Genomic DNA, 19,548 nt, shown 5'->3' with positions numbered 1-19,548 from the left:
TTTTATTGAATTAATTGGGCCACACATGAGATCAATCAATTAAAATCGCACCTGTACACTGCGAGGCCAGAACAACCTTTCGATCACTGTTATCCCCAGATTTCTTTAATCCCCTTTATTAAAGGGGAAATCCTGTGATAAAGGTGAACTCTTTCGCTTCTTCAGGATATTTCTGTCCTCTCCGTTATCATGCATTTTCTATGATCAGAGTCATATGTGGTTTGTTTGGTATGTAGTGGTTAAGGTACAATCGAGGGTAAGAACAGAGATGATAAGGAGTGATTGAACATGTTATATACGAAGAATATATCCACTTCCACACGAGATGAAATGAAGGATATCACACGGGACGTGAAGCAGGTTGTCCAGAGTAGCGGGGTCCAGAATGGGACGGTTCTCATCTACTGTCCACATACGACAGCGGGTATTGCCATCAACGAAAATGCAGACCCCGATGTGAAACACGATGTCTTGTTGCGTCTGGACGAAGTGTACCCTTGGGAGCATCCCGAGTATCGACATGCCGAAGGCAACACAGCCTCTCACCTCAAATCGATTACAACAGGGCCATCACAGACGGTGATTATTCACGAGGGCAGGCTGCTGCTTGGCCGCTGGCAAGGCATTTACTTTTGCGAATTTGACGGACCTCGTGAACGGGAATACTTTCTCAAAATCATGGAAGGCTAGCGTCAGTCCCACTAGAGGCCGACCTACTCATTCAAGTTTTGCAAACACAAACAGGCGGTCCACCCTCATTTCGGGTCGGAGCCGCCTGACTTGGTCTTTGGCGCGTACTAACTTTCGCGAGATAACGTTATAAAGAATTAAAGTTATGACAAATCACCGCCCTGAAGTGTAGGGGTGCAACAATAGCGCCATTATTGGACGCCAGGCTGCTGGCCCAGATTGCGGCACAGCACTTTGACATGAGACAACGCAGATGATTCAATCTCCACAAACGTTAAACGGTCCTGAATGTAATAAGAAATGAATCCGTGCATAGCCAAAAATAGCGTACGCGGTACCCTTTGAATATCCTCTTCCGTACAATTCTCTTCATTCATGTACTGCCTTATAATGGATGCAAACAATTCAAAACAACGTCCCTGTTCGGTACGACAATAAGACAACAGTTCTTCGTCCCTGATCATAAACATAATTTCGTATTGATATGGATTCTCCAGACCAAAGCGAATAAACTCCATCATAATGTGCTCTACCTTGCTCACATCATCACGAACCGGCCTGACCATGGCTTGCAGCAGCAAATGCCCCAGATGATTGAAATCTTCAACCACGATGGCATAGAACAGCTCTGCCTTTTCCTTAAAGTGATAATACAGCGACCCATGACTATAGCCCAGATGCTGGCCGATGCTTCGCATCGAAATGGCGCGGTATCCTTTGGTAATAAAAAGGTGCCTCGCCGCCTCCAGTATCCGCTCCCTCGACAACTCCTGTTCGACTGCTCTTCTAGCCATATATTTTATTCCCCTTCAATAAAATAAAGCCGCTGTCCCTCCGTGATCCGGGATTGCCCTTGCGTCAAATCCGTGATCCAGGCTATAAAAGCCTCGGTTTCACTATCCGGCGGAAGACAAGTCAACGTAACCTTATCGGTGAATCCAGTTTCACCTGTACGGACTTCCCGGCTTCTTAACTCATTTTCCACTTTACCCAGCCACGTATAATCCAGTTCAACAAACACTTCACGATGCAGCACGTTGGTAATGGCTTCTCCGGCTTCAATGGCTGCTACAGCTCCATCCGTATAAGCACGAATTAACCCACCGGCTCCAAGCATAATTCCCCCGAAGTATCGCGTAACCACAATTGCCACATTTTTTAATTTCTGATTTTTGATTACTTCAAGAATGGGTTTCCCTGCTGTTCCGCTGGGTTCCCCGTCATCGGATTGCTTCTGGATCTCGTCCCGCTCCCCAATCATGTACGCAGAGCAGTTATGAGTTGCATTCCAATGTTTTTTCTTGATTTCATCGATGAAGGCAACAGCCTCTTCCTCTGTCGTGACCGGCATAATATGACCGATAAATCGCGACTTCTTGATTACAATTTCCAGGTTGCCCGGTCCTCGAACCGTGCGATAACGTTCAATCATCCTGAATCCAACTTTCTGATCTTTTCCTGAGTCCATTTTACAAGAAAGCAGTTCACCGCGCGAACGCGGACGAACTGCCCTGGTTATCTACATCCGGTAGCCCTGCATCTTACATGAACAGGATTCCCGGATCGATTAACATTACCTTATTCAACTATATGAGCAGACCGATGAATTATTCGGAAAGTCTCGCTTCGAGCGCTGCTTTCTCTTCTTCAAAGCCTGGTTTGCCCAGCAATGCGAACATATTTTTCTTGTAAGCTTCCACGCCTGGTTGGTCAAATGGATTGACGCCTAGCAAGTAGCCACTGATACCGCATGCTTTTTCAAAGAAGTATACCAGATATCCGAAAGAATATGGAGTCATATCTGGAATGTTCACAATCAGATTTGGTACTTGACCATCTGTATGTGCAAGCAGTGTTCCTTGGAACGCTTTTTTGTTAACAAAGTCCATCGTTTTACCTTCAAGGAAGTTCAATCCATCCAGATCATCCGGATCGGATTTAATTGAGATATGCTCTGCAACTTCAGTAACCTGAATAACCGTTTCGAAGATATTCCGACTACCTTCCTGAATGAATTGACCCATGGAGTGCAAGTCTGTAGAGAAATCAACGGATGCAGGATAGATCCCTTTGTAGTCTTTACCTTCACTCTCTCCGAACAGTTGTTTCCACCACTCGGATACGAAGTGCAGGGATGGCTCATAGTTTACAAGAATCTCCGTGCCTTTACCTTTACGATACAATGCGTTACGAACAGCTGCATATTGATATGCTTCGTTCTCAGCTACGTTCGGGTTGCTGTATTCCTTCGATGCGTCAGCCGCACCTTGCATCATTTCTTCGATGCTGATACCAGCTGCTGCGATTGGCAGCAAACCTACAGCTGTCAGAACAGAGTAACGTCCACCAACATCATCCGGAATAATGAAAGATTCATATCCTTCAGCATTCGCGAGTTCTTTCAGTGCACCGCGCGCTTTGTCTGTTGTCGCATAAATGCGTTTGCGTGCTTCTTCCTTACCGTACTTCTCTTCCAATGCTGCACGGAAGATACGGAAAGCGATTGCCGGCTCTGTTGTTGTACCGGATTTGGAGATGACATTTACGGAGAAATCTTTGCCTTCAACCAGATCCAGCAAATGAGTTACATATGTGGAACTGATATTGTTTCCTGCAAAATAGATTTCAGGCGTTTTGCGTTTGTCTTTTGGCAGATTGTTATAGAACGAGTGAGTCAGCATTTCAATCGCTGCACGTGCACCCAGGTATGATCCACCGATACCGATAACGATCAGTACTTCGGAGTCGCTTTGGATTTTGGCAGCTGCTTTTTGAATGCGTGCGAACTCTTCTTTGTCATAAGCCGTCGGCAGGTCAATCCAGCCCAGATAATCGGAGCCTGTTCCTGTTCCGTTGTGAAGCTGCTCGTGAGCCAGGCGAATCGGTTCTGCGAAGTAATCCACTTCGTGCTGATTTACAAATTGCAATGCCGTGCTATAGTCAAATGTCACTTTTTTTGCCATGATCTCAAAAACCTCCTGATTTCGATTATAGTGCGTGTTCAAACTTTGTAATCAAAAGCGGACTTTTTGAACAACCTCGTATATTATGTCCGTATTCCATTCTAAACAACTTGCCTTAAGGATACTTCAAATCCACGGGGCTGACAAGCTTGCCGCCCGAACTTTGTCGTTCGTATTCAAGAAGCAAAAAGGGTAAACCGAATCCGCAGGTTGCGGTTCTGCTTACCCTTCTTATGTTATTCCGCCGGGTACGAGCAGACGTAGTCAGTAACGCTGCGTATCTCCAGTTTAAATTTGGATTCGGCAGGCACGTGGAACGTAGCTTGACCTTGAATCTCTTGCCACTCTTCTTCTCCGGGAAGCAATACTTTCAGATCTCCGGACAGAATCTCCATAATTTCACGAGAATCCGTACCGAACTCATAACTGCCTGGAAGCATGATGCCCAGAGTCACTTTGCTGCCATCCCCCAAAATAACCGTTCTGCTGGTTACCTGACCATCATAATAAATGTTGGCCTCTTTCACTACACTGACTTGATCGAATTGTGACATGCGTACCCGCTCCCCTGAAGTTAATGAAAACAAAAGGCAAAACAGATCAGGGCGATAACGAGTCGCCGCCCATCTCTGCGGAAATAACTTACTGCCATGGATCAGGACAGCATGATGCCCTCCCAACCATAGCAGCGCTTGTGAAGCTATTACAGCAATGCTTTTACGCGGCTAACCACGTTGTCCACTGTAAAGCCATATTCCTGGATAACACGGTCGCCAGGCGCGGATGCACCAAATGTGCTGATTCCGAGAATGTCACCTTGATCTCCAACATATTTCTCCCAGCCCATTGGATAAGCCATTTCAATCGCAAGACGAGCTTTAACATCCGGAAGAAGAACGGACTCTCTGTAAGCTTTGTCTTGTTTCTCGAACAGATCCCAGCTTGGCATGCTGATTACGCGAACTTGGATGCCTTGTTCAGCAAGTGCTGCTTGAGCTTTAACAGCCAATTGCACTTCAGAACCTGTAGCGATGATTTGTGCTACCGCTTTGCCATCTTTTGCATCAGAGACAACATAAGCACCACGTTTCACGTTCTCACGTGAACCTTCAACCGTACCTTCCAGAATCGGCAGGTTTTGACGAGTGAGTACGAGTGCAACCGGGTTGCTCTTGTTCTCAAGCGCGTAAGCCCAAGCAGCCGAAGTTTCATTACCGTCAGCCGGACGAATAACCGTCAGGTTAGGAATGATACGCAGGGATGCCAATTGCTCGATCGGTTCGTGCGTAGGACCGTCTTCACCAACAGCGATACTGTCGTGAGTCAGAACATACGTTACAGGCAATCCCATCAGGGCAGCCAGACGTACAGCCGGACGCAGGTAATCGGTAAATACGAAGAACGTACCTCCGAATACTTTCACACCGCTGTGCAGTGCCATACCGTTCATTGCTCCAGCCATACCGAATTCACGGATACCGAAGTAGATGTTACGGCCGGAGTAATCTTCAGGTGTGAAGTTCTCCAGATTGTTCAAGTGAGTCATTGTGGAGCTTTCCAAGTCAGCAGATCCACCTGTCAGTTGTGGCACGTTGTGCGCCAGACCGTTCAGAGCGTTACCGGACGCTACACGAGTAGAGAGCGCTTTGTCTGTTGCTGCATATTTAGGAAGATCACGGTCCCAACCTTCTGGAAGGTCGCCGTTAATTGCTGTTTCGAATTGAGCTGCCAGCTCAGGGTATGCTTTTTTGTACTCGGCAAATTTCTCGTCCCAAGCTTTGTTAGCAGAGATACCACGATCTTTCACTTGTGCGAAGTGATCGCGAACTTCAGCTGGTACGTGGAAGTTTTCTTCGTAAACCCATTTGTAATACTCTTTAGTCAATTTGGCTTCGTCTGCACCCAGTGGAGATCCGTGAGTACCGCCGTGGCCGCCTTTACCTTGTTTGTTCGGGCTACCATAACCGATAACCGTTTTAACTTCGATCAGTGTAGGACGCAGTGTATCTGCTTGACCTTCCTGAATTGCTTTTTCGATTGCAGGCAGATCGTTACCATCTTCAACACGCAGCACTTGCCAGCCATAAGCTTCAAAACGCTTCGCGATGCTTTCGGAAGAAGACAGATCCAATTTACCATCAAGTGTGATGTCATTGGAGTCGAACAACATGATCAATTTGCCCAGGTGCAAACGTCCAGCCAGGGAAGCTGATTCATGCGATACGCCTTCCATCAAGTCACCATCACCACAGATTGCGTAAGTGTAGTGGTCAACAACGTTGAACTTGTCTTTATTGTAAGTTGCGCCCAGTTGAGCTTCAGCCATCGCCATACCTACAGCCATTGCAATACCTTGACCCAGTGGGCCGGTAGTTGCATCAACACCTGCAGTATGTCCGAATTCCGGGTGACCCGGTGTTTTGCTTCCCCATTGACGGAACTGTTTCAGTTCTTCCATTGGAAGATCATATCCGCTCAGGTGCAACAAGCTGTACAGCAACATGGAGCCATGTCCTGCAGACAGGACAAAACGGTCCCGGTTAACCCAAGTTGGGTGGTCCGGGTTATGAGTCATCGTTTTTGCAAAAAGTTGGTACCCCATTGGAGCGGAGCCCATAGGCATACCCGGATGTCCGGAATTTGCCTTCTCAATTGCATCAATCGCCAAAGTACGTACGGTAGTAATCGACAGGTTGTCAATTGTAGTGTTCTCGTCCTTTTGAATCGCTTCGTTCTTGTCAGTCATGGTTTGTCCTCCTCATGTCTTTAGATAAGTCGGGTGCGCAAGCGAATCCCTCTCATCAATACAAGCAAACCGAATTTCACTATAAGTGAATCCGCTTGAGTGTTTCATTTTGACTTATTCACTTTTGTATTGTATCACTTGGCGTGAAGCTTTTCCATAACCTTCTTTGAGAAGTTCATGAAAAATCGGTCGTTTGTGATGAATAATCCTTGGCATATCAAGCAAAAATCGTATCAGGACAAGGCATTAAATTCCATAAACAGACCTATTAAGCCTCGCAAATCCATCGCATGAAGTATAACCTTTAACACGAAAACCATACACTTTTTAGATATCCAAGTTAAATTCACATAACATATCCTGAATATGGATTCGAAAGCGGGAGTGTGGTTTACTTTTCAAAGTAAGCATCAATGATAGGAGGTTGTTATCATGTCTGTACCCGCTGCTCCCCCTACCAGGTACTCAAATCGTTCATTACCCTGGTTCCCGGGCATTTTAACAGGTATGGTTTCGGGCGTTGTCCTTGGTTTCTTTCTCAAAACAATTCAGTTTTACACTGGTGAAAAGGTATATACCCTGCTTTTGAATATTGATTTTGTACCTGGACTTCCGCCAACCCTTCCCGAATGGATTGAATTCTCTCTGCATCTCGTCGTTTCCGTGTTCATTGGCATCTTCTATCTATGGTGGGTAGGGCATTCAGGTCACTCGATGTTCAACGGAATCTTGCTCGGTGCTGGATCGTCCCTGCTCTACATCCCGCTCTCTCAACTATCTTCACGTGTACCCAACCTTTACGATATAACAGCCATTATCTACTGGATAATCGGACATCTGTTATTCGGTATTGTACTCGGCTTGTGCGCAATGTATATAAGTGCGAAAAAAGCGACTCACCGTTCGTAAACGAATGGGGTCGCTTTTTTCTCAATCTGCTATGTGGTTCCGAATCAACCTTGCGCAGTATTAAAGCGTGAGCTTAAAATACAACGGTTTTATTCTCATGAACGAGAACACGGTCTTCGACATGCCATTTCACGGCACGTGCAAGCACAACACGCTCAATGGTACGTCCAATACGCTTCAGCTCGGTTACATCGTCCCCATGACTTACACGCTGCACATCCTGTTCAATAATCGGGCCGCCATCCAGTTCTTCCGTAACATAGTGCGCTGTTGCACCGATGATTTTGACACCACGGTTATACGCTTGTGCATACGGTTTACCACCCACAAAGGCCGGCAGGAATGAATGATGGATATTAATGATTCGATTGCGATAGTGCTCAATGAACATTGGAGAGATGATCTGCATGTAACGAGCCAGAATGATCACATCCACATCGTTGCCGATGACGTCCAGTTGACGCTGTTCCGCTTCTTTTTTGGTATCTGCTGTAACCGGAATATGATGATATGGAATGCCAAATGATTCTACATAGTCCTTCATGTCTAAGTGGTTGCTGACCACAAGCGCAATATCTGCATCCAGGTCGCCTGCCTGCCATTGCCACAACAATTCAACCAGACAATGATCTTCTTTGGATACAAAGATGGCTAATTTCTTCTTGCGGCTAACCGCAGATAACGTCCATTCCATCTGGAAACGGTTTGCCACTTCTGCAAAGTCTGCTTCCAGTTTCGGCAGGTTGTGGAGCAACTGCGGAAGATCAAACTCAATCCGCATAAAGAACATGCCGCCAGCAGGGTCCATGGTGTATTGGTCTGACTGAACAATGTTTGCACCATGCTGGTGCAGGAAATGAGATACGGCAGCAACAATTCCCGGACCATCCGGACAGGAAATGAGCATGCGCGCACGATCGGCGCGGTTTTTAGCATCAGGACGTACTTGTTTAGCGTGGATCTCCATCGGGTTATTCTTCCTCCTTCAATTAAGCCATGACCTGCGGGATTAACCCGCAAGCCATGCAATCAAGCGATGATTCAGTTGTTCTTCATTCAAATGCGGAAATAAAGCCGCTTCTGTCACCATGTCATAGAGGCGCTCCAGCGGTTCGCGCGGATCTGCCTTTTTGGCTTTGGCATCATTTTTGAGCAATGTCCACACATCCAGAATATATGAACGGGATTCAATCTCTTTACCTTTGAAAAAGTGTTGCAACTGTTCTACTTCTGTCAGGAACTCCTGGCCAAATCGACCAGCAACATCCCCACGAAGCAGCGCAATCTCCACCTCATACATTGGACGCTGTGTCTTGGCCTCTTTGCCAATCCAAGGTGTCTCCAGAATAAATGGACGTCCTTGAAGCTTCTCATGGTTAACGATGCGGTTAATCGCATCAAACCCGATCCAGCCAGAGCCAATTGGTGTATGACGGTCCTTATGCGCACCCACAGCATTCTTACTATCATTAATATGCATTACGGCAATGCGGTCAAGTCCCACCGTACGATCGAATTGTTCCAGTACACCGTCAAAATCATTAACGATATCATATCCGGCATCATGAATGTGGCATGTATCCATACACACAGTCAGGCGCTCGTTATACGTTACTTTCTCAATAATCTGGGCGATTTCTTCGAAACTGCGCCCCATCTCCGTACCTTTGCCAGCCATGGTCTCCAGAGCGATGTTCACATCTGTCTCTTTCACACCCTCCAGCACTTCATTCAACCCCTCTGCGATCCGTCCGATCCCATAGTGGGCATCTTTGTCTGTAAATGCGCCGGGATGTAATACGATGTTTTTGACACCAATCGCATGTGTACGACGGATCTCTTCCTGAAGAAAATCTACAGCGAGTCTATACGTGTTGTCTTTGTATGAGCCCAGATTGATAATGTACGGTGCATGGACAACGATATCTTCCATTCCACCCTCTTGCATGGCAAGCTTGCCTTCTTCAATATACATGGATTCAATTGGCTTACGACGTGTATTCTGTGGTGCACCCGTATATATCATAAACGAACTGGAACCGTACGAGGACGCTTCCTTCGTTGCACTCAATAATCCCTTGTCCGAAAAGGACACGTGGGAGCCGATTTTCAGCATTATTGATCCCCCTTAATCTGAATTATCCCTTATTCTAACGCGATTATCGAAATAAATCTAGAAATGCGCTATAATTCGGGATAGAGACTATTTTTGGCAGCTAATATGTGGAACATGGGTAGGCGGAATCCGTCTTTCCGTGAAAATCAATGAACCGAGGTGACTCCGCAATGATTTTCGACTCCTACGCGATGATACTAACCAGCAGTTCTCCCAGCAATTGGTTTATGAATACGATCGCATTCTGGACTTTTTTATTGCTTGGCAGCATGTGTATCGGTGGTTTTTTTATGATGCGCAAGTTTTTGAAAGTTCTGCCCAAAGCAGACGGTAAGTCCAAACTGGATTGGCAGAATTATTGGGTTGAAGCCAGCCGTCACTTATGGACGGATGAAGCCAAAGCTTTTTTGGATCAACTTGTGGAGCCTGTACCTGGGCCATTTCGTGATATCGCCAAACATTCCATTGCTGCAGAGATCGGTAAAATTGCAGTTGAAGACAACGCCACGGAAGTATCGAGAGATCATTGCATCAAAGGATACATTATTGCCACACCGAAGCGAGATAATAAGTTTTTGGTAAAATTCTTGGAGAAAAACAAAATCGATTACTCCCCTTATCAACATTTGATTAAATAAAATACAAAGATGAGTTAAGCCATATATAGATTTGGTTAATGTACAAATATGCTCCGTCAGGTAAGTCGTTCCCAACAGGCATTGCTTACCGTCCGGGGCTGTTTGTCGATTCACGGGTGTATATCAGGGCAGTGAAAAACAGAGAGGATGTTGGATATGAAAATTGCCATTTGTGGAGGTACCGGATTTGTGGGAGGAGCACTTGTAGATTACTGGCTGCAAGCCGGACACCATGTGAAAGTTATTACACGAAAACTGCCTGACTTGCATAATCCAAGTAAAAATCTTACATATATATCGTGGGAACAAGTCGAAGAACAACCTCACTTGCTGGAGGGTATGGATGCTCTCGTTAACCTTGCCGGAGAAACGTTGAATCAACGTTGGACAACTAAAGCGAAACTGGAGATTGTTGAATCCAGAGTAACAACCGTAGCGCGGGTAGCCAGATTGGTAGAATCCCTGGAACAAAAGCCGGAAGTGGTGGTTCAGGCTTCTGCCATGGCCATCTATGGAACCTCCCCTAACGAAACCTTTGACGAGAGCAGTCCGCAAAAATCAATGAACTTCCCGTCCCGGGTCTCGGAACAATGGGAAGTTGCTGCAGATGCAATCAAAAATGTACGGCTTGTTAAGATCCGGGTGAGTTTGGTTCTTGGACATAAAAAAGGGGCTTTTCCGTTGATGAAGCTCCCTTATATGCTGGGTGTTGGTGGCAAGATTGGCAGTGGCAAGCAATGGACTAGCTGGATTCACATTATGGATATTGTAAGACTTATTGATTTTAGCATCCAAAATAAACAAGTATCAGGTCCGGTCAATGCGTCCTCACCGAACCCTGTCACTAATGATGAATTCGGTCGTACAGTAGGCAAAGTGTATCATCGTCCACACTGGTTCCCAGTGCCCGGTTTCTTAATTAAAACCTTGGTTGGTGAACTATCCGTTGTTCTGCTTCAAGGGCAAAGAGTCATTCCGCAAAAAGCTCTCGACCACGGATTCCAATTCACCTTCCCTACCTTAACCGAGGCCCTGGAGGATCTGAAGCACCGCGGTTTATCTGACTAATTAAACCACGAGAACTATGACATGGCTTATCCAATCGACCGATAAGTGTAAACTGATTCCGCAAGTGTAAATGTGTCTCCATCCGCCAATGGATACTCCTTATACGGAGCAAGAATATTGCCCTGAAGAATGGTTCCATTGACGGAACCCAGATCCTTAATGACATAGCCCGATTTGTTCCGGCTCAATTCCACATGAGCACGGGACACCCCGGTCGCTGTGTCCACCCACTGAACCATGTCTGCTGATCTTCCGATGACAAAAGATGCTCCTTGCACATCCATCCGTTCATTTTGGCTACCACTGCCGGATCTTCGTTCAAGATAATAAAAAGCCATCCCTGGGCCTTCCCCTGTAAAGTTACCTTTAGTCAGATTCTGCAAGTTCACGGTTGCTTCCGCAACTGTATCATGTGGGATTAGCTCTGAAGTTGAAGCTACCGTTTCAACATGGTGCTGAACGAACGGTGGTTCAGAAGGTTCATGAGTCATATGCAGAGGTTGATAACGGGAATGCGCACTTTCTTCTAAAACCGATTCAGTCACTTGTTTTACACGTTCCTCCTTCCTATCAGTTGTATTCCAGCGCCAACTTTCCTGAAATGGTTCCTCTTCATCTTCCGTTTTCTTCCCTTTATGCTTACCGAAATTGAATGAAAAAGACTGCTTATTCTCTGAGTCTTCATGAGGACTTTCCTTACGCTTCCACGTCCATCCTGCTACACCAAGCAAGCCAAGGCTTAGTACCATGCACAGGATCATCTGCGTCTGTCCCGGTTGCTCCATGTAAATAAATCTCCATACCAATGCCATGGCAACCATGCAGCCCAATATGATATAGGTTACTTTGGAAGTTCCGGGCTTTTCCTCCACTTCCTTATCAACAGGCTCTATCGAATCAGAATCATACGGGTTACTTCGTCTCTTATCCATGTTGTTTGAGCTTTCTAATGAAGAATGCTCAGGTGAGCGCCTGCCTGAAAAGGTTCGAGATCTCACCGGAATGTCTTCTACTGCGGATTCACTTGTTTTCTGCGTCTGACGAAAATTTGGCCCAGGCTCCACAGCAACGTTGTGAATGGGAACACTCGGTTGATATGGCCGATTATTACTAATAGCTTGTCTGCTATCCCGCTCAGAAATCGACGAATGCAGATTACCTCTTGACTCATCGAGTGTTTCCGACGTTCTGGACGAGAGAAATGCTGCGCCACCTCCACTGTCTTGTTCGTCTGCGTATAATTCCAGCAGGAGCTCTCGCAACTGTCTGATATCCCAACGTTCGTTGTCACACAACTGTAGAACACGCTGAATGCCTTCTCCCTGCAGTTCCTGTACATGGGCCATCAGCCTAATTACCAGCTCACGGAATTGCTGAGGCGTTGAGTCAACTTCAACCGTATCCATGATTGGTACATAGACCATCCCAAGCTCACCCTGTTCGAATGAACCGTTGATGAACAAGTACTCCTCCTGAATCAATAATTTACGAGGCTCCAGCATATATTGTCGACATTCCGTGAAGGCATCGGCTAGCTGGAACAACAGACCATATAGAACACGCAACTTGATTTTGCTTGACTTTAACATCTGGGATAACATCTTGTACCCTGATATGTCATACTGCAAAGTTACATTTCGATCTACCTCCCGAATATGGACAGGAAGAAGCCGCGGAATCTGATTGGAGGACAACATTCCCATTTGTACACGGCTCAATTCCTCCATTCGTAAGCCTTCCTCTTTCTCCAAAACCATGAACGCTCCGCCGTTACGAATAAAATCTCTCGTTAATCCATACATGCCAATCCTCTCTTTCCATTGTTATATAGGATCAACTAAAGAAAGTTACACTGGGCACTACGATGACGGAACAACCTTCCGATCACTGTTATCCCCAGATTTCTTGATTCCCTTCTATAAGGGAGAAATCCGGGGATAAAGGCGAGCGCTACGCTTCTTCAGGTTTTTTCCGTCCTCTCCGTTCATGTGTAAAAAGTTTAGTTGATATAAGTTGAGTTATAATATGTTACACTCTGCCACTCCAATTGTAGTGCCATCTTCTATCACTGTTACTCTCAAAACTTCTTTACTCCTTCATTCAAGGGAAAAGTCCTGAAATAAGCACCGTGATATACCCGGGCAATACGGCAAGCATAAATGGAAACTTTAATGTCTTCTCTGTGTTCAGCAACTTGAGCGAACCCAGCATGAAGAAACCGGCAAGATTGCCTGCCATGCCTCGAATCCGTTTGGCTGAGTCCTTGCGGAATAGAAGTATCACTAGACCAATGGCTCCCGCATACAAAACAGAGTAAATAATCACATGAATGCCAAAAGCAAATCCCGTCCATGCGCCAATCCCACCAAACAATTTCACATCTCCTGCCCCTACTGCACCAATCGCATACATCAGAAACAAAATACCAAATCCAGCTGCAAACCCAGTGGCCGAGAACAAGAAACCATCCCAACCTCCCCATAAGATATGAGCCAATACACCTGCAATAGTCACGGGTAAAGTTAATCGATTGGGAATTTTCATGGAACGAATATCTGTAATAAAAGCTGCAATAACGTACATGCCACAGGCAATGTAGAACCACTCCACCTCCATCATCTCCTCACTTATTTTCTGGAGGCCACGTTAAACGTAGTCTCCGTCTTGGCACCGTCCCCTGTCTCAACTACAAAACTCCATGTTCCTTCTGTTGTCCGAGTGCCAACAAACCAGGTCCATTCAATAATTCCATTCTCATCTGCGGTCGCCCAACCGATGTGCTTTGCAGAACTTTCACCTGACTTGTAAAATATCGTTAAGTTGGCGGTCGCTCCTGGTTCTACCTTCACCTTGATCGTTGCATTGTTACCTATGTAAGCCGGGTCAGGCTTCAAAAGTACCGTTGCTGATCCTGCAGTATCCCCGTCTCCTGCACTGCCGTCGGATCCTTCTCCGGTATCTCCAATCCATAGCCGTTCTGCCGCAGCAGCCTGTATCCGAAGTGGTTTACTAAGAAATGGGACTTTTACCGGCAATTCGTAACTCAGTTCAAGTCGGAAATATGGATTTGTTTTGTTTTTGAGATCAGGTATCGAAATACCATTCACATGAACACGCTCCATATTCAGCAGAGTTGGCTCGATAAATGGTTGAAGCAGCGGTTTTACCGTGGGATCAAGTACGGTTTCCAAGACGGATGTCTTGATCTCCTGTAGTGGTTGTTCACCACTGGCCGCTGCTGAACGTACCCAATCACTTAATGGCTCGGGCAAAGAAGAAGCATAACCTTCTGCCCATTCCGTCAGAGATAACTCCGGTATCTTCCATCCTCCTCCAGAGCCTTCACCTCCGGCAGAATCAGAAGGTGTGAATGCAAGGGAAACGGGATATATTTTCGTTGATAACTGCTTCACCGCTTCCCCTGCCGTACTCTGTAGCGCTGTGGAGATTAATGTCATTTGCACAATGAAGATGAGAAACATGATAAAGAACAGAAAAACAGGTAAGACCAGTGATGCTTCCAGAACCATGCTGCCCTGTTCCTTTTTCGCAGAACATACCTGCTTATTCAGAGACTTCAAACGTTGCAATCTGATAATTCTGGTTAAAAGAATCTGTAATTGTGCGCTTTCTTTTTCATATTGTTGCTGCTTATCCATAATCCCTCCACCGAAACGATCCCGATCATTCAATAGGAATAATCCGCCTTCCGCTCAATGAAAAATCGCCCATCTTCAACCTGGTCCGCACTCCCCATAACTGCACCGATGCTTCTAACCACCCCTGGCAAAAACCACAGCTTGATGCTGCTGCGCATGTTACCCGAAGCATATGTCTGTTTCTCATCTGGGTTCACACCCGTATTCAATCGAATTAACGCCAGCATTCTGGACATTTTGCGTTCATTGTTGCTGTGCATCAAGAGGAACAATCGAAGATGATCCCTGTACGTCAATTTGACTTTGATATATTTGGACAATTCTACACTGCCCTCTTTTGCGAGTTTCACCATATCCGCAATAGCGTTTGTAATTCCGTATAAAATGGCTGCCGATAGCACCAAAAGTGGATTCCCCAACTTGCTGTGCTCGATTAATCCTTCTGCGGTTCGAATAGCCAGACGCATCCCGAAGATTTCCGCATATGCCGCAGCGATATTACCCGAAGGATTATGAAATCCGTAAACGATATACTCCAGTTCCTGATTTTCCAGTTTGAAGACATCACCAGCATCTCCACCACCTTCAGTCCAGGTAAATAGCTGACCAAAATCCATGGAATTGAAATAGGCTAGAGCGTATTCATTCTGGTACAATTCGTCACCTAGGTTATCCAGCAGACCTGACATCCCGCCAAACAAACTGTCCATTCCCTTCATGGCATCGCCACCAGAATCATAGGGATCACCGGCAATCTCTGCTTTTTTGGCTTCTTCACCACTAGCCTCGTTAAACGCAATGTTAGCGTTGTAATATTCCTCCAGCTGTTTGAAAGCGTCCATGGAACCTGAACTTCCATTCTGAATCTGTGACAAGATTCGTTTGACTTCCTTCAATTTCCCTTTGGATTCTTTGTCATTTGCTTTGCGCTGGGCATCCGACCCACGACCACTCTCCAGCTGTTGCTTACTCTGTTGGATGAGATTGGCAGGACCGCTGCGCACGTAGGTGTCCATATATCGTTCCGTTACCTGACTTGCCTGCCTGACCGCAGATTTAATCGGAACACCGCTCATACCCGTGACACTGCGAAGCTGTGTATTCAATTCCATGTTGTCTCTTCTAACGTTAGAGAAGTCCGCATTCTGGGAAACCACTCGTGCCTTCAACTGATCAAACAGGCTATCTGCCCTCACAAGCTCCGAAGCAAGAGACCGTGTACTTTTGGCTTCAGTGCCTGATCCTGTAGATGCAGGACTCGTTCCAGGCAGATTCGAATTGCCCACGTTGTCGTAACTGGCATTCTCCGAACGGTTCTCCCCCTCCGCGATCACACGTTTCATTTCCTCATTGATCTTGCGCGCTTCCTCGATCTTGGACTGTGCTTCCTCCAGCTTCGTTTGGTGGGCTTGTAAAGCGGGCTGTATGATCATGCTGATGCCAGTCACCACATTCCCAACACCCGTCAGATAACGAGCCAGTTCCAATATGTATTGTTGCTCTCTGAACGGCAGTCCCTCATCTGCCCTTTGCTTGTTCAGATAATCCGCATAACGTGTCGCTGCCTCGGCAGCCGTCTCAGGTGTATCTTCCAGCATCTCATCGTAGATAGCCTGTGAAGGCGGGTCCATGATCAACTTCGGAAGGTTCTTCAGTTTCTCTGCCGATTCCATCTGATTGGCAATGGCCTCATCCAACAACTCTTCACGTTTGTCATATAACTTTTGTAATTTCTTCAGCAAGTCTACCGTGTGCGCGGCTTCCTTCATCTCATCCGACATCGGTTTGAACCGATTGATCACTTCAAGGGTAAAATCAACCGGAGCCCGATACTTCATATCCTCCTGAATCTGGCGATTAAATATATCGTATCTGCCCAGTTCACGCTCCATGCTCAGCGAAGTAGTATCCCACTGGATATCCAGAATGGGGAATCCATCTTTTACGGATGAAGGCTTCACACTATCATTCAGCACTTTTGCCATAATCGCATCGCCACTGCTGTCGCCATATCCGAATAAACCATACTCCCGGAGTGAAGTGTCATAGGCTGACATGACGGATCGCATCGCGGCATGAGTCATTCGTTCAGTCTGCACCTTGAATGCCGCTATACGAGCATAATCAATAAATATAGCGACAAACATATAAACTCCGGCCAAGATTAATATTAAAAAAAGGGTTACGGCTCCCAACTCACCGTCTTTTTTTCTAAACAGATCCGCCCTCCTCCTTTTCTCACTTTTTGCTTTTGCCAAAATGCTGCACAACCTGTCCTGCTTCCGCGGCAGTACTCGAGGCTTCTCCGCCTTTGCCTTTAAACTTGGCTGCATAATAACGGATCAAATCTACCGTTCGAATGAATTCAACCGGTTCTACAACTGCAGATGATCCTTGAGTTAGAACACGGTTACCTGAATCGAACAAAAAAGAAGGAAGAGGCAAGGAAATTACTTGTTCCAGCTTGGTTGTTACTTTCCGCTGAATCAGAAAATTCTGATACTCAATCGTTCCTTTCATGGCTGAGGGCATATGTTGCACCCCTTGTGCTAATTTCTGTTCTGAGAGACTTCCCCCTTCACCAGCAGGTACAGATACGCTAACCTGATTATCCGCTCCCGCCCAGCCAAACAGCGCTCCAAGCATACGATCATCCGTCAGTCTCCAGTACAGATTGTCATGTTCTCCAGCGACAAATTCACCTGTCATCGCCTGTTTGTGACTGTTGTCCCAGCTATAAGCTGCACGTTCGGAAGCTGCATAAGCATGTTGATTCAGGAATGTCTTTTGATACATGTACATGGTAAAAAAGAGCAATAACACAAGAATAAACAGCACGACAGGGAAGATCAGGGAGGCTTCAACGGTGAAGCTCCCTTCTTCCTTCTTCAACCTGTTAACCCGGGAAAAATTCATTACTTTTTGTGTCCACCTTGTTAAGAAGACCCGTGACTATACGTTCAATTTCCTTCCTGAATAACAGAGCAATAATGATAATAACTCCAATGATCAGAATCAGCTCCAACGTGCCAAGTCCGTCCTCTTCCTTCCAAAATGCGTTGACCTTATTCTTCAATACTTCCATCATCCCAATTCCTCCTACATATTCATCATCATAAAAGCAGGTGTCCCGATCATCACCACAATCGTAAAAAAGATAAGTACCATCGGAAATACCAGTTTGGAAGAAGCCTGTTCTCCCTTCGCCCGACTGACAGCCTTACGTTTCTCCCACAACACATGTGACAGATCCCGCAGCGCCAATACAAAGTCACCTCCCCCACGCCGGAAATTCAGCAGCACCGTTGTTGTAAAGATCGTCACTTCCTGTACACCGCAGCGGCGGCTGAACTGTTCAAAGGATTGTTGAAACGAGTACCCATTATTCCAATCTCCTACGGTCTTTCTGAGTTCGTTGTACAACGGATGATCCCGTTCTCCTTGACTTGTAACACAGTGAACGATGGCACGCTGGACGGTCTCCCCGGCGCCCACTAACAGAACAATTCGGTTAAGTAACTCGGGCAGCTCCATAAGGATGTCCTGATCTCTCCGCTGGACCTTGGTATTGAGGTCTTTATAGAGTGCAAAAGGTAAAGCTATTCCTAACGCCAGTCCACCCACCATACCTCCGATGCCCATATCTCCGGCAAGTGTTAACAGACAACCTACCAGTAACATAAGCCACGTGTAGGTTAACATCTCAGCGCAATAGAGCATCGTTTTCTCCCCACTGTGCTGTATGCCATACATTTTCTGAATGGCATGTTGCATCCGAAACATGAGCACAGGCAATCTGCGTCCAATCTCGAACTTGTCCAGTATGAACAGGAATGGTCCATGCAATTTTTTCAGTCGTAATCCTTCCATATCCAGTTTGCGCAGATGCCGATAGGTCTGTCCCCGGGTTCGATCCAGTACCAGCCATCCCGCTCCAAACATCCCTGCGACTATAACGGGAAGCAGCATCGTTTCAGCTCCTTATACTTTGATATCCATAATGCGAGTAACCCACAGATAACAGCAGGCCAACACTGCAAGTGCACCAGTAGAGATTAGATATCCCATCCCGCTGTATAACGGCTCCATAAAGTCCTTGGCGGTCAGATTCAGAAAAATCAGAAAAATAAAAGGGGCAGCAAACATCACCTTGGATTCAAATTTCTTCTGTGCCACTGCGACCATAATATCCTGCTGAATATCCAGCTTCTCACCAATCACCGCAGATGTACGGCGCACGACTTCAACCAGATCCCCGCCCGTTCGTTTACAAGTAATGAACACGTCTGCAAAATTCGTAATGTCCTCAATCTGCGCCCGATCCGAGAAATCCTGTAGTGCCTCTTCGATCGGTTGTCCATACTCCATCCGAGTTCGCAATATTGTGAACTCACGAATCAGATCGGTATCCGCTTCCGGGTTCAACATCCGCAGATCCTCCACGGATTCCTTGAATCCATTTTCCACCGATTTTCCGGCGGCAAGTGCCGAAGACAATGCATATAATGCTTGCTTAAAATGTAAACTGAGTGTCATTCTTTTTCGTTCTAACAGCACTTTAGTCCAATGTTTTGGGACCCATATGCAGCCCGCAGCCAGGATCGCTCCAGCCAACCAGTGATGGTAGAACAGAATTCCGATACCAAAAAACAGCAGACCACTAATCAGCATACAGACCATTCGTTGTCTCCGGGAAAGCGTATATACGGTGTAATCCGTCAACATCTGTCTGGCTTCACCCAACAGTAATCACCTTCCA

At 46.2% G+C, this 19,548-nt stretch carries 19 protein-coding genes; 4 read left to right on the top strand and 15 right to left on the bottom strand.

Translation table 11 applies throughout. The features are described 5' to 3' along the window. The first annotated feature begins 288 nt into the window (after positions 1 to 288). Positions 289 to 690 carry a secondary thiamine-phosphate synthase enzyme YjbQ gene (locus MHH93_RS06850; RefSeq protein WP_145320375.1) on the top strand — a complete coding sequence of 134 codons (402 nt, stop codon included), beginning with the start codon at positions 289 to 291 and terminating at the stop codon, positions 688 to 690. Positions 691 to 881: 191 nt separating this feature from the next. On the opposite strand, the gene MHH93_RS06845 is transcribed toward MHH93_RS06850, so the two are convergent. The 5 genes from MHH93_RS06845 to tkt form a co-directional block, all read right to left on the bottom strand. After that, positions 882 to 1,484 carry a TetR/AcrR family transcriptional regulator gene (locus tag MHH93_RS06845; protein ID WP_017689980.1) on the bottom strand — a complete coding sequence of 201 codons (603 nt, stop codon included), beginning with the start codon at positions 1,482 to 1,484 and terminating at the stop codon, positions 882 to 884. 5 nt (positions 1,485 to 1,489) lie between these two features. After that, positions 1,490 to 2,122 carry a YigZ family protein gene (locus tag MHH93_RS06840; RefSeq protein ID WP_036669098.1) on the bottom strand — a complete coding sequence of 211 codons (633 nt, stop codon included), beginning with the start codon at positions 2,120 to 2,122 and terminating at the stop codon, positions 1,490 to 1,492. A gap of 175 nt (positions 2,123 to 2,297) precedes the next feature. After that, on the bottom strand, positions 2,298 to 3,653 hold the full coding sequence (locus MHH93_RS06835) for a glucose-6-phosphate isomerase (RefSeq protein WP_017689982.1): 1,356 nt from the start codon (positions 3,651 to 3,653) through the stop codon (positions 2,298 to 2,300). 236 nt (positions 3,654 to 3,889) lie between these two features. Then, positions 3,890 to 4,207: a pyrimidine/purine nucleoside phosphorylase gene (ppnP, locus tag MHH93_RS06830; protein ID WP_017689983.1), complete on the bottom strand. Its 318-nt coding sequence runs from the start codon at positions 4,205 to 4,207 to the stop codon at positions 3,890 to 3,892. Positions 4,208 to 4,356: 149 nt separating this feature from the next. Then, complete coding sequence (gene tkt, locus MHH93_RS06825) at positions 4,357 to 6,399, bottom strand: transketolase (RefSeq protein WP_133386785.1); 2,043 nt, start codon at positions 6,397 to 6,399, stop codon at positions 4,357 to 4,359. Between the two features lie 432 nt (positions 6,400 to 6,831). Here tkt and MHH93_RS06820 point away from each other — a divergent pair, with 432 nt between their 5' ends. Continuing rightward, positions 6,832 to 7,308, top strand: a complete 477-nt coding sequence (locus tag MHH93_RS06820) for a hypothetical protein (protein ID WP_500053413.1) — start codon at positions 6,832 to 6,834, stop codon at positions 7,306 to 7,308. 73 nt (positions 7,309 to 7,381) lie between these two features. Here MHH93_RS06820 and purU read toward each other — a convergent pair whose 3' ends face one another. Next, positions 7,382 to 8,275 carry a formyltetrahydrofolate deformylase gene (gene purU, locus MHH93_RS06815; RefSeq protein ID WP_500053412.1) on the bottom strand — a complete coding sequence of 298 codons (894 nt, stop codon included), beginning with the start codon at positions 8,273 to 8,275 and terminating at the stop codon, positions 7,382 to 7,384. A gap of 42 nt (positions 8,276 to 8,317) precedes the next feature. Next, positions 8,318 to 9,424, bottom strand: coding sequence for a deoxyribonuclease IV (locus tag MHH93_RS06810; protein WP_500053411.1), 1,107 nt, complete (start codon positions 9,422 to 9,424; stop codon positions 8,318 to 8,320). A gap of 170 nt (positions 9,425 to 9,594) precedes the next feature. Between MHH93_RS06810 and MHH93_RS06805 the strand changes: the two genes are divergently transcribed. Both MHH93_RS06805 and MHH93_RS06800 read left to right on the top strand, forming a co-directional pair. Continuing rightward, complete coding sequence (locus MHH93_RS06805; protein WP_176872741.1) at positions 9,595 to 10,062, top strand: DUF2621 domain-containing protein; 468 nt, start codon at positions 9,595 to 9,597, stop codon at positions 10,060 to 10,062. A gap of 156 nt (positions 10,063 to 10,218) precedes the next feature. Further along, positions 10,219 to 11,130, top strand: coding sequence for a TIGR01777 family oxidoreductase (locus MHH93_RS06800; RefSeq protein ID WP_500053410.1), 912 nt, complete (start codon positions 10,219 to 10,221; stop codon positions 11,128 to 11,130). Positions 11,131 to 11,156: 26 nt separating this feature from the next. Here the strand turns inward: MHH93_RS06800 and MHH93_RS06795 are convergent, their stop codons facing one another. The 8 genes from MHH93_RS06795 to MHH93_RS06760 all read right to left on the bottom strand — a co-directional run bounded on the left by MHH93_RS06795 (position 11,157) and on the right by MHH93_RS06760 (position 19,514). Further along, positions 11,157 to 12,932, bottom strand: a complete 1,776-nt coding sequence (locus MHH93_RS06795) for a DUF6382 domain-containing protein (protein ID WP_500053409.1) — start codon at positions 12,930 to 12,932, stop codon at positions 11,157 to 11,159. Positions 12,933 to 13,230: 298 nt separating this feature from the next. Beyond that, complete coding sequence (locus MHH93_RS06790) at positions 13,231 to 13,746, bottom strand: A24 family peptidase (protein ID WP_500053758.1); 516 nt, start codon at positions 13,744 to 13,746, stop codon at positions 13,231 to 13,233. Positions 13,747 to 13,757: 11 nt separating this feature from the next. Continuing rightward, positions 13,758 to 14,789, bottom strand: coding sequence for a pilus assembly protein (locus tag MHH93_RS06785; RefSeq protein ID WP_500053757.1), 1,032 nt, complete (start codon positions 14,787 to 14,789; stop codon positions 13,758 to 13,760). Between the two features lie 29 nt (positions 14,790 to 14,818). Then, positions 14,819 to 17,047 (bottom strand): hypothetical protein, encoded by a 2,229-nt coding sequence (locus tag MHH93_RS06780; protein ID WP_500053408.1) that lies wholly within the window; start codon positions 17,045 to 17,047, stop codon positions 14,819 to 14,821. Next, the gene (locus MHH93_RS06775; RefSeq protein WP_500053407.1) at positions 17,028 to 17,705 is read right to left on the bottom strand and encodes a TadE/TadG family type IV pilus assembly protein; all 678 of its coding nucleotides are present in this window, start codon (positions 17,703 to 17,705) and stop codon (positions 17,028 to 17,030) included. The genes MHH93_RS06780 and MHH93_RS06775 overlap by 20 nt, the downstream gene beginning before the upstream one ends. Then, positions 17,686 to 17,877: a Flp1 family type IVb pilin gene (locus MHH93_RS06770; protein ID WP_500053406.1), complete on the bottom strand. Its 192-nt coding sequence runs from the start codon at positions 17,875 to 17,877 to the stop codon at positions 17,686 to 17,688. The genes MHH93_RS06775 and MHH93_RS06770 overlap by 20 nt, the downstream gene beginning before the upstream one ends. 11 nt (positions 17,878 to 17,888) lie before the next feature. Next, positions 17,889 to 18,758, bottom strand: a complete 870-nt coding sequence (locus MHH93_RS06765) for a type II secretion system F family protein (RefSeq protein WP_500053405.1) — start codon at positions 18,756 to 18,758, stop codon at positions 17,889 to 17,891. A 12-nt stretch (positions 18,759 to 18,770) separates the two neighbouring features. Continuing rightward, the gene (locus tag MHH93_RS06760) at positions 18,771 to 19,514 is read right to left on the bottom strand and encodes a type II secretion system F family protein (RefSeq protein ID WP_500053756.1); all 744 of its coding nucleotides are present in this window, start codon (positions 19,512 to 19,514) and stop codon (positions 18,771 to 18,773) included. Positions 19,515 to 19,548: the final 34 nt, after the last annotated feature.

The organism is Priestia sp. FSL H7-0729 (genome assembly GCF_038005685.1).
Taxonomy (GTDB): domain Bacteria; phylum Bacillota; class Bacilli; order Paenibacillales; family Paenibacillaceae; genus Paenibacillus.
Note: the sequence above shows the minus strand (reverse complement) of the source record. Positions and strands in the feature narration are given on the sequence as shown.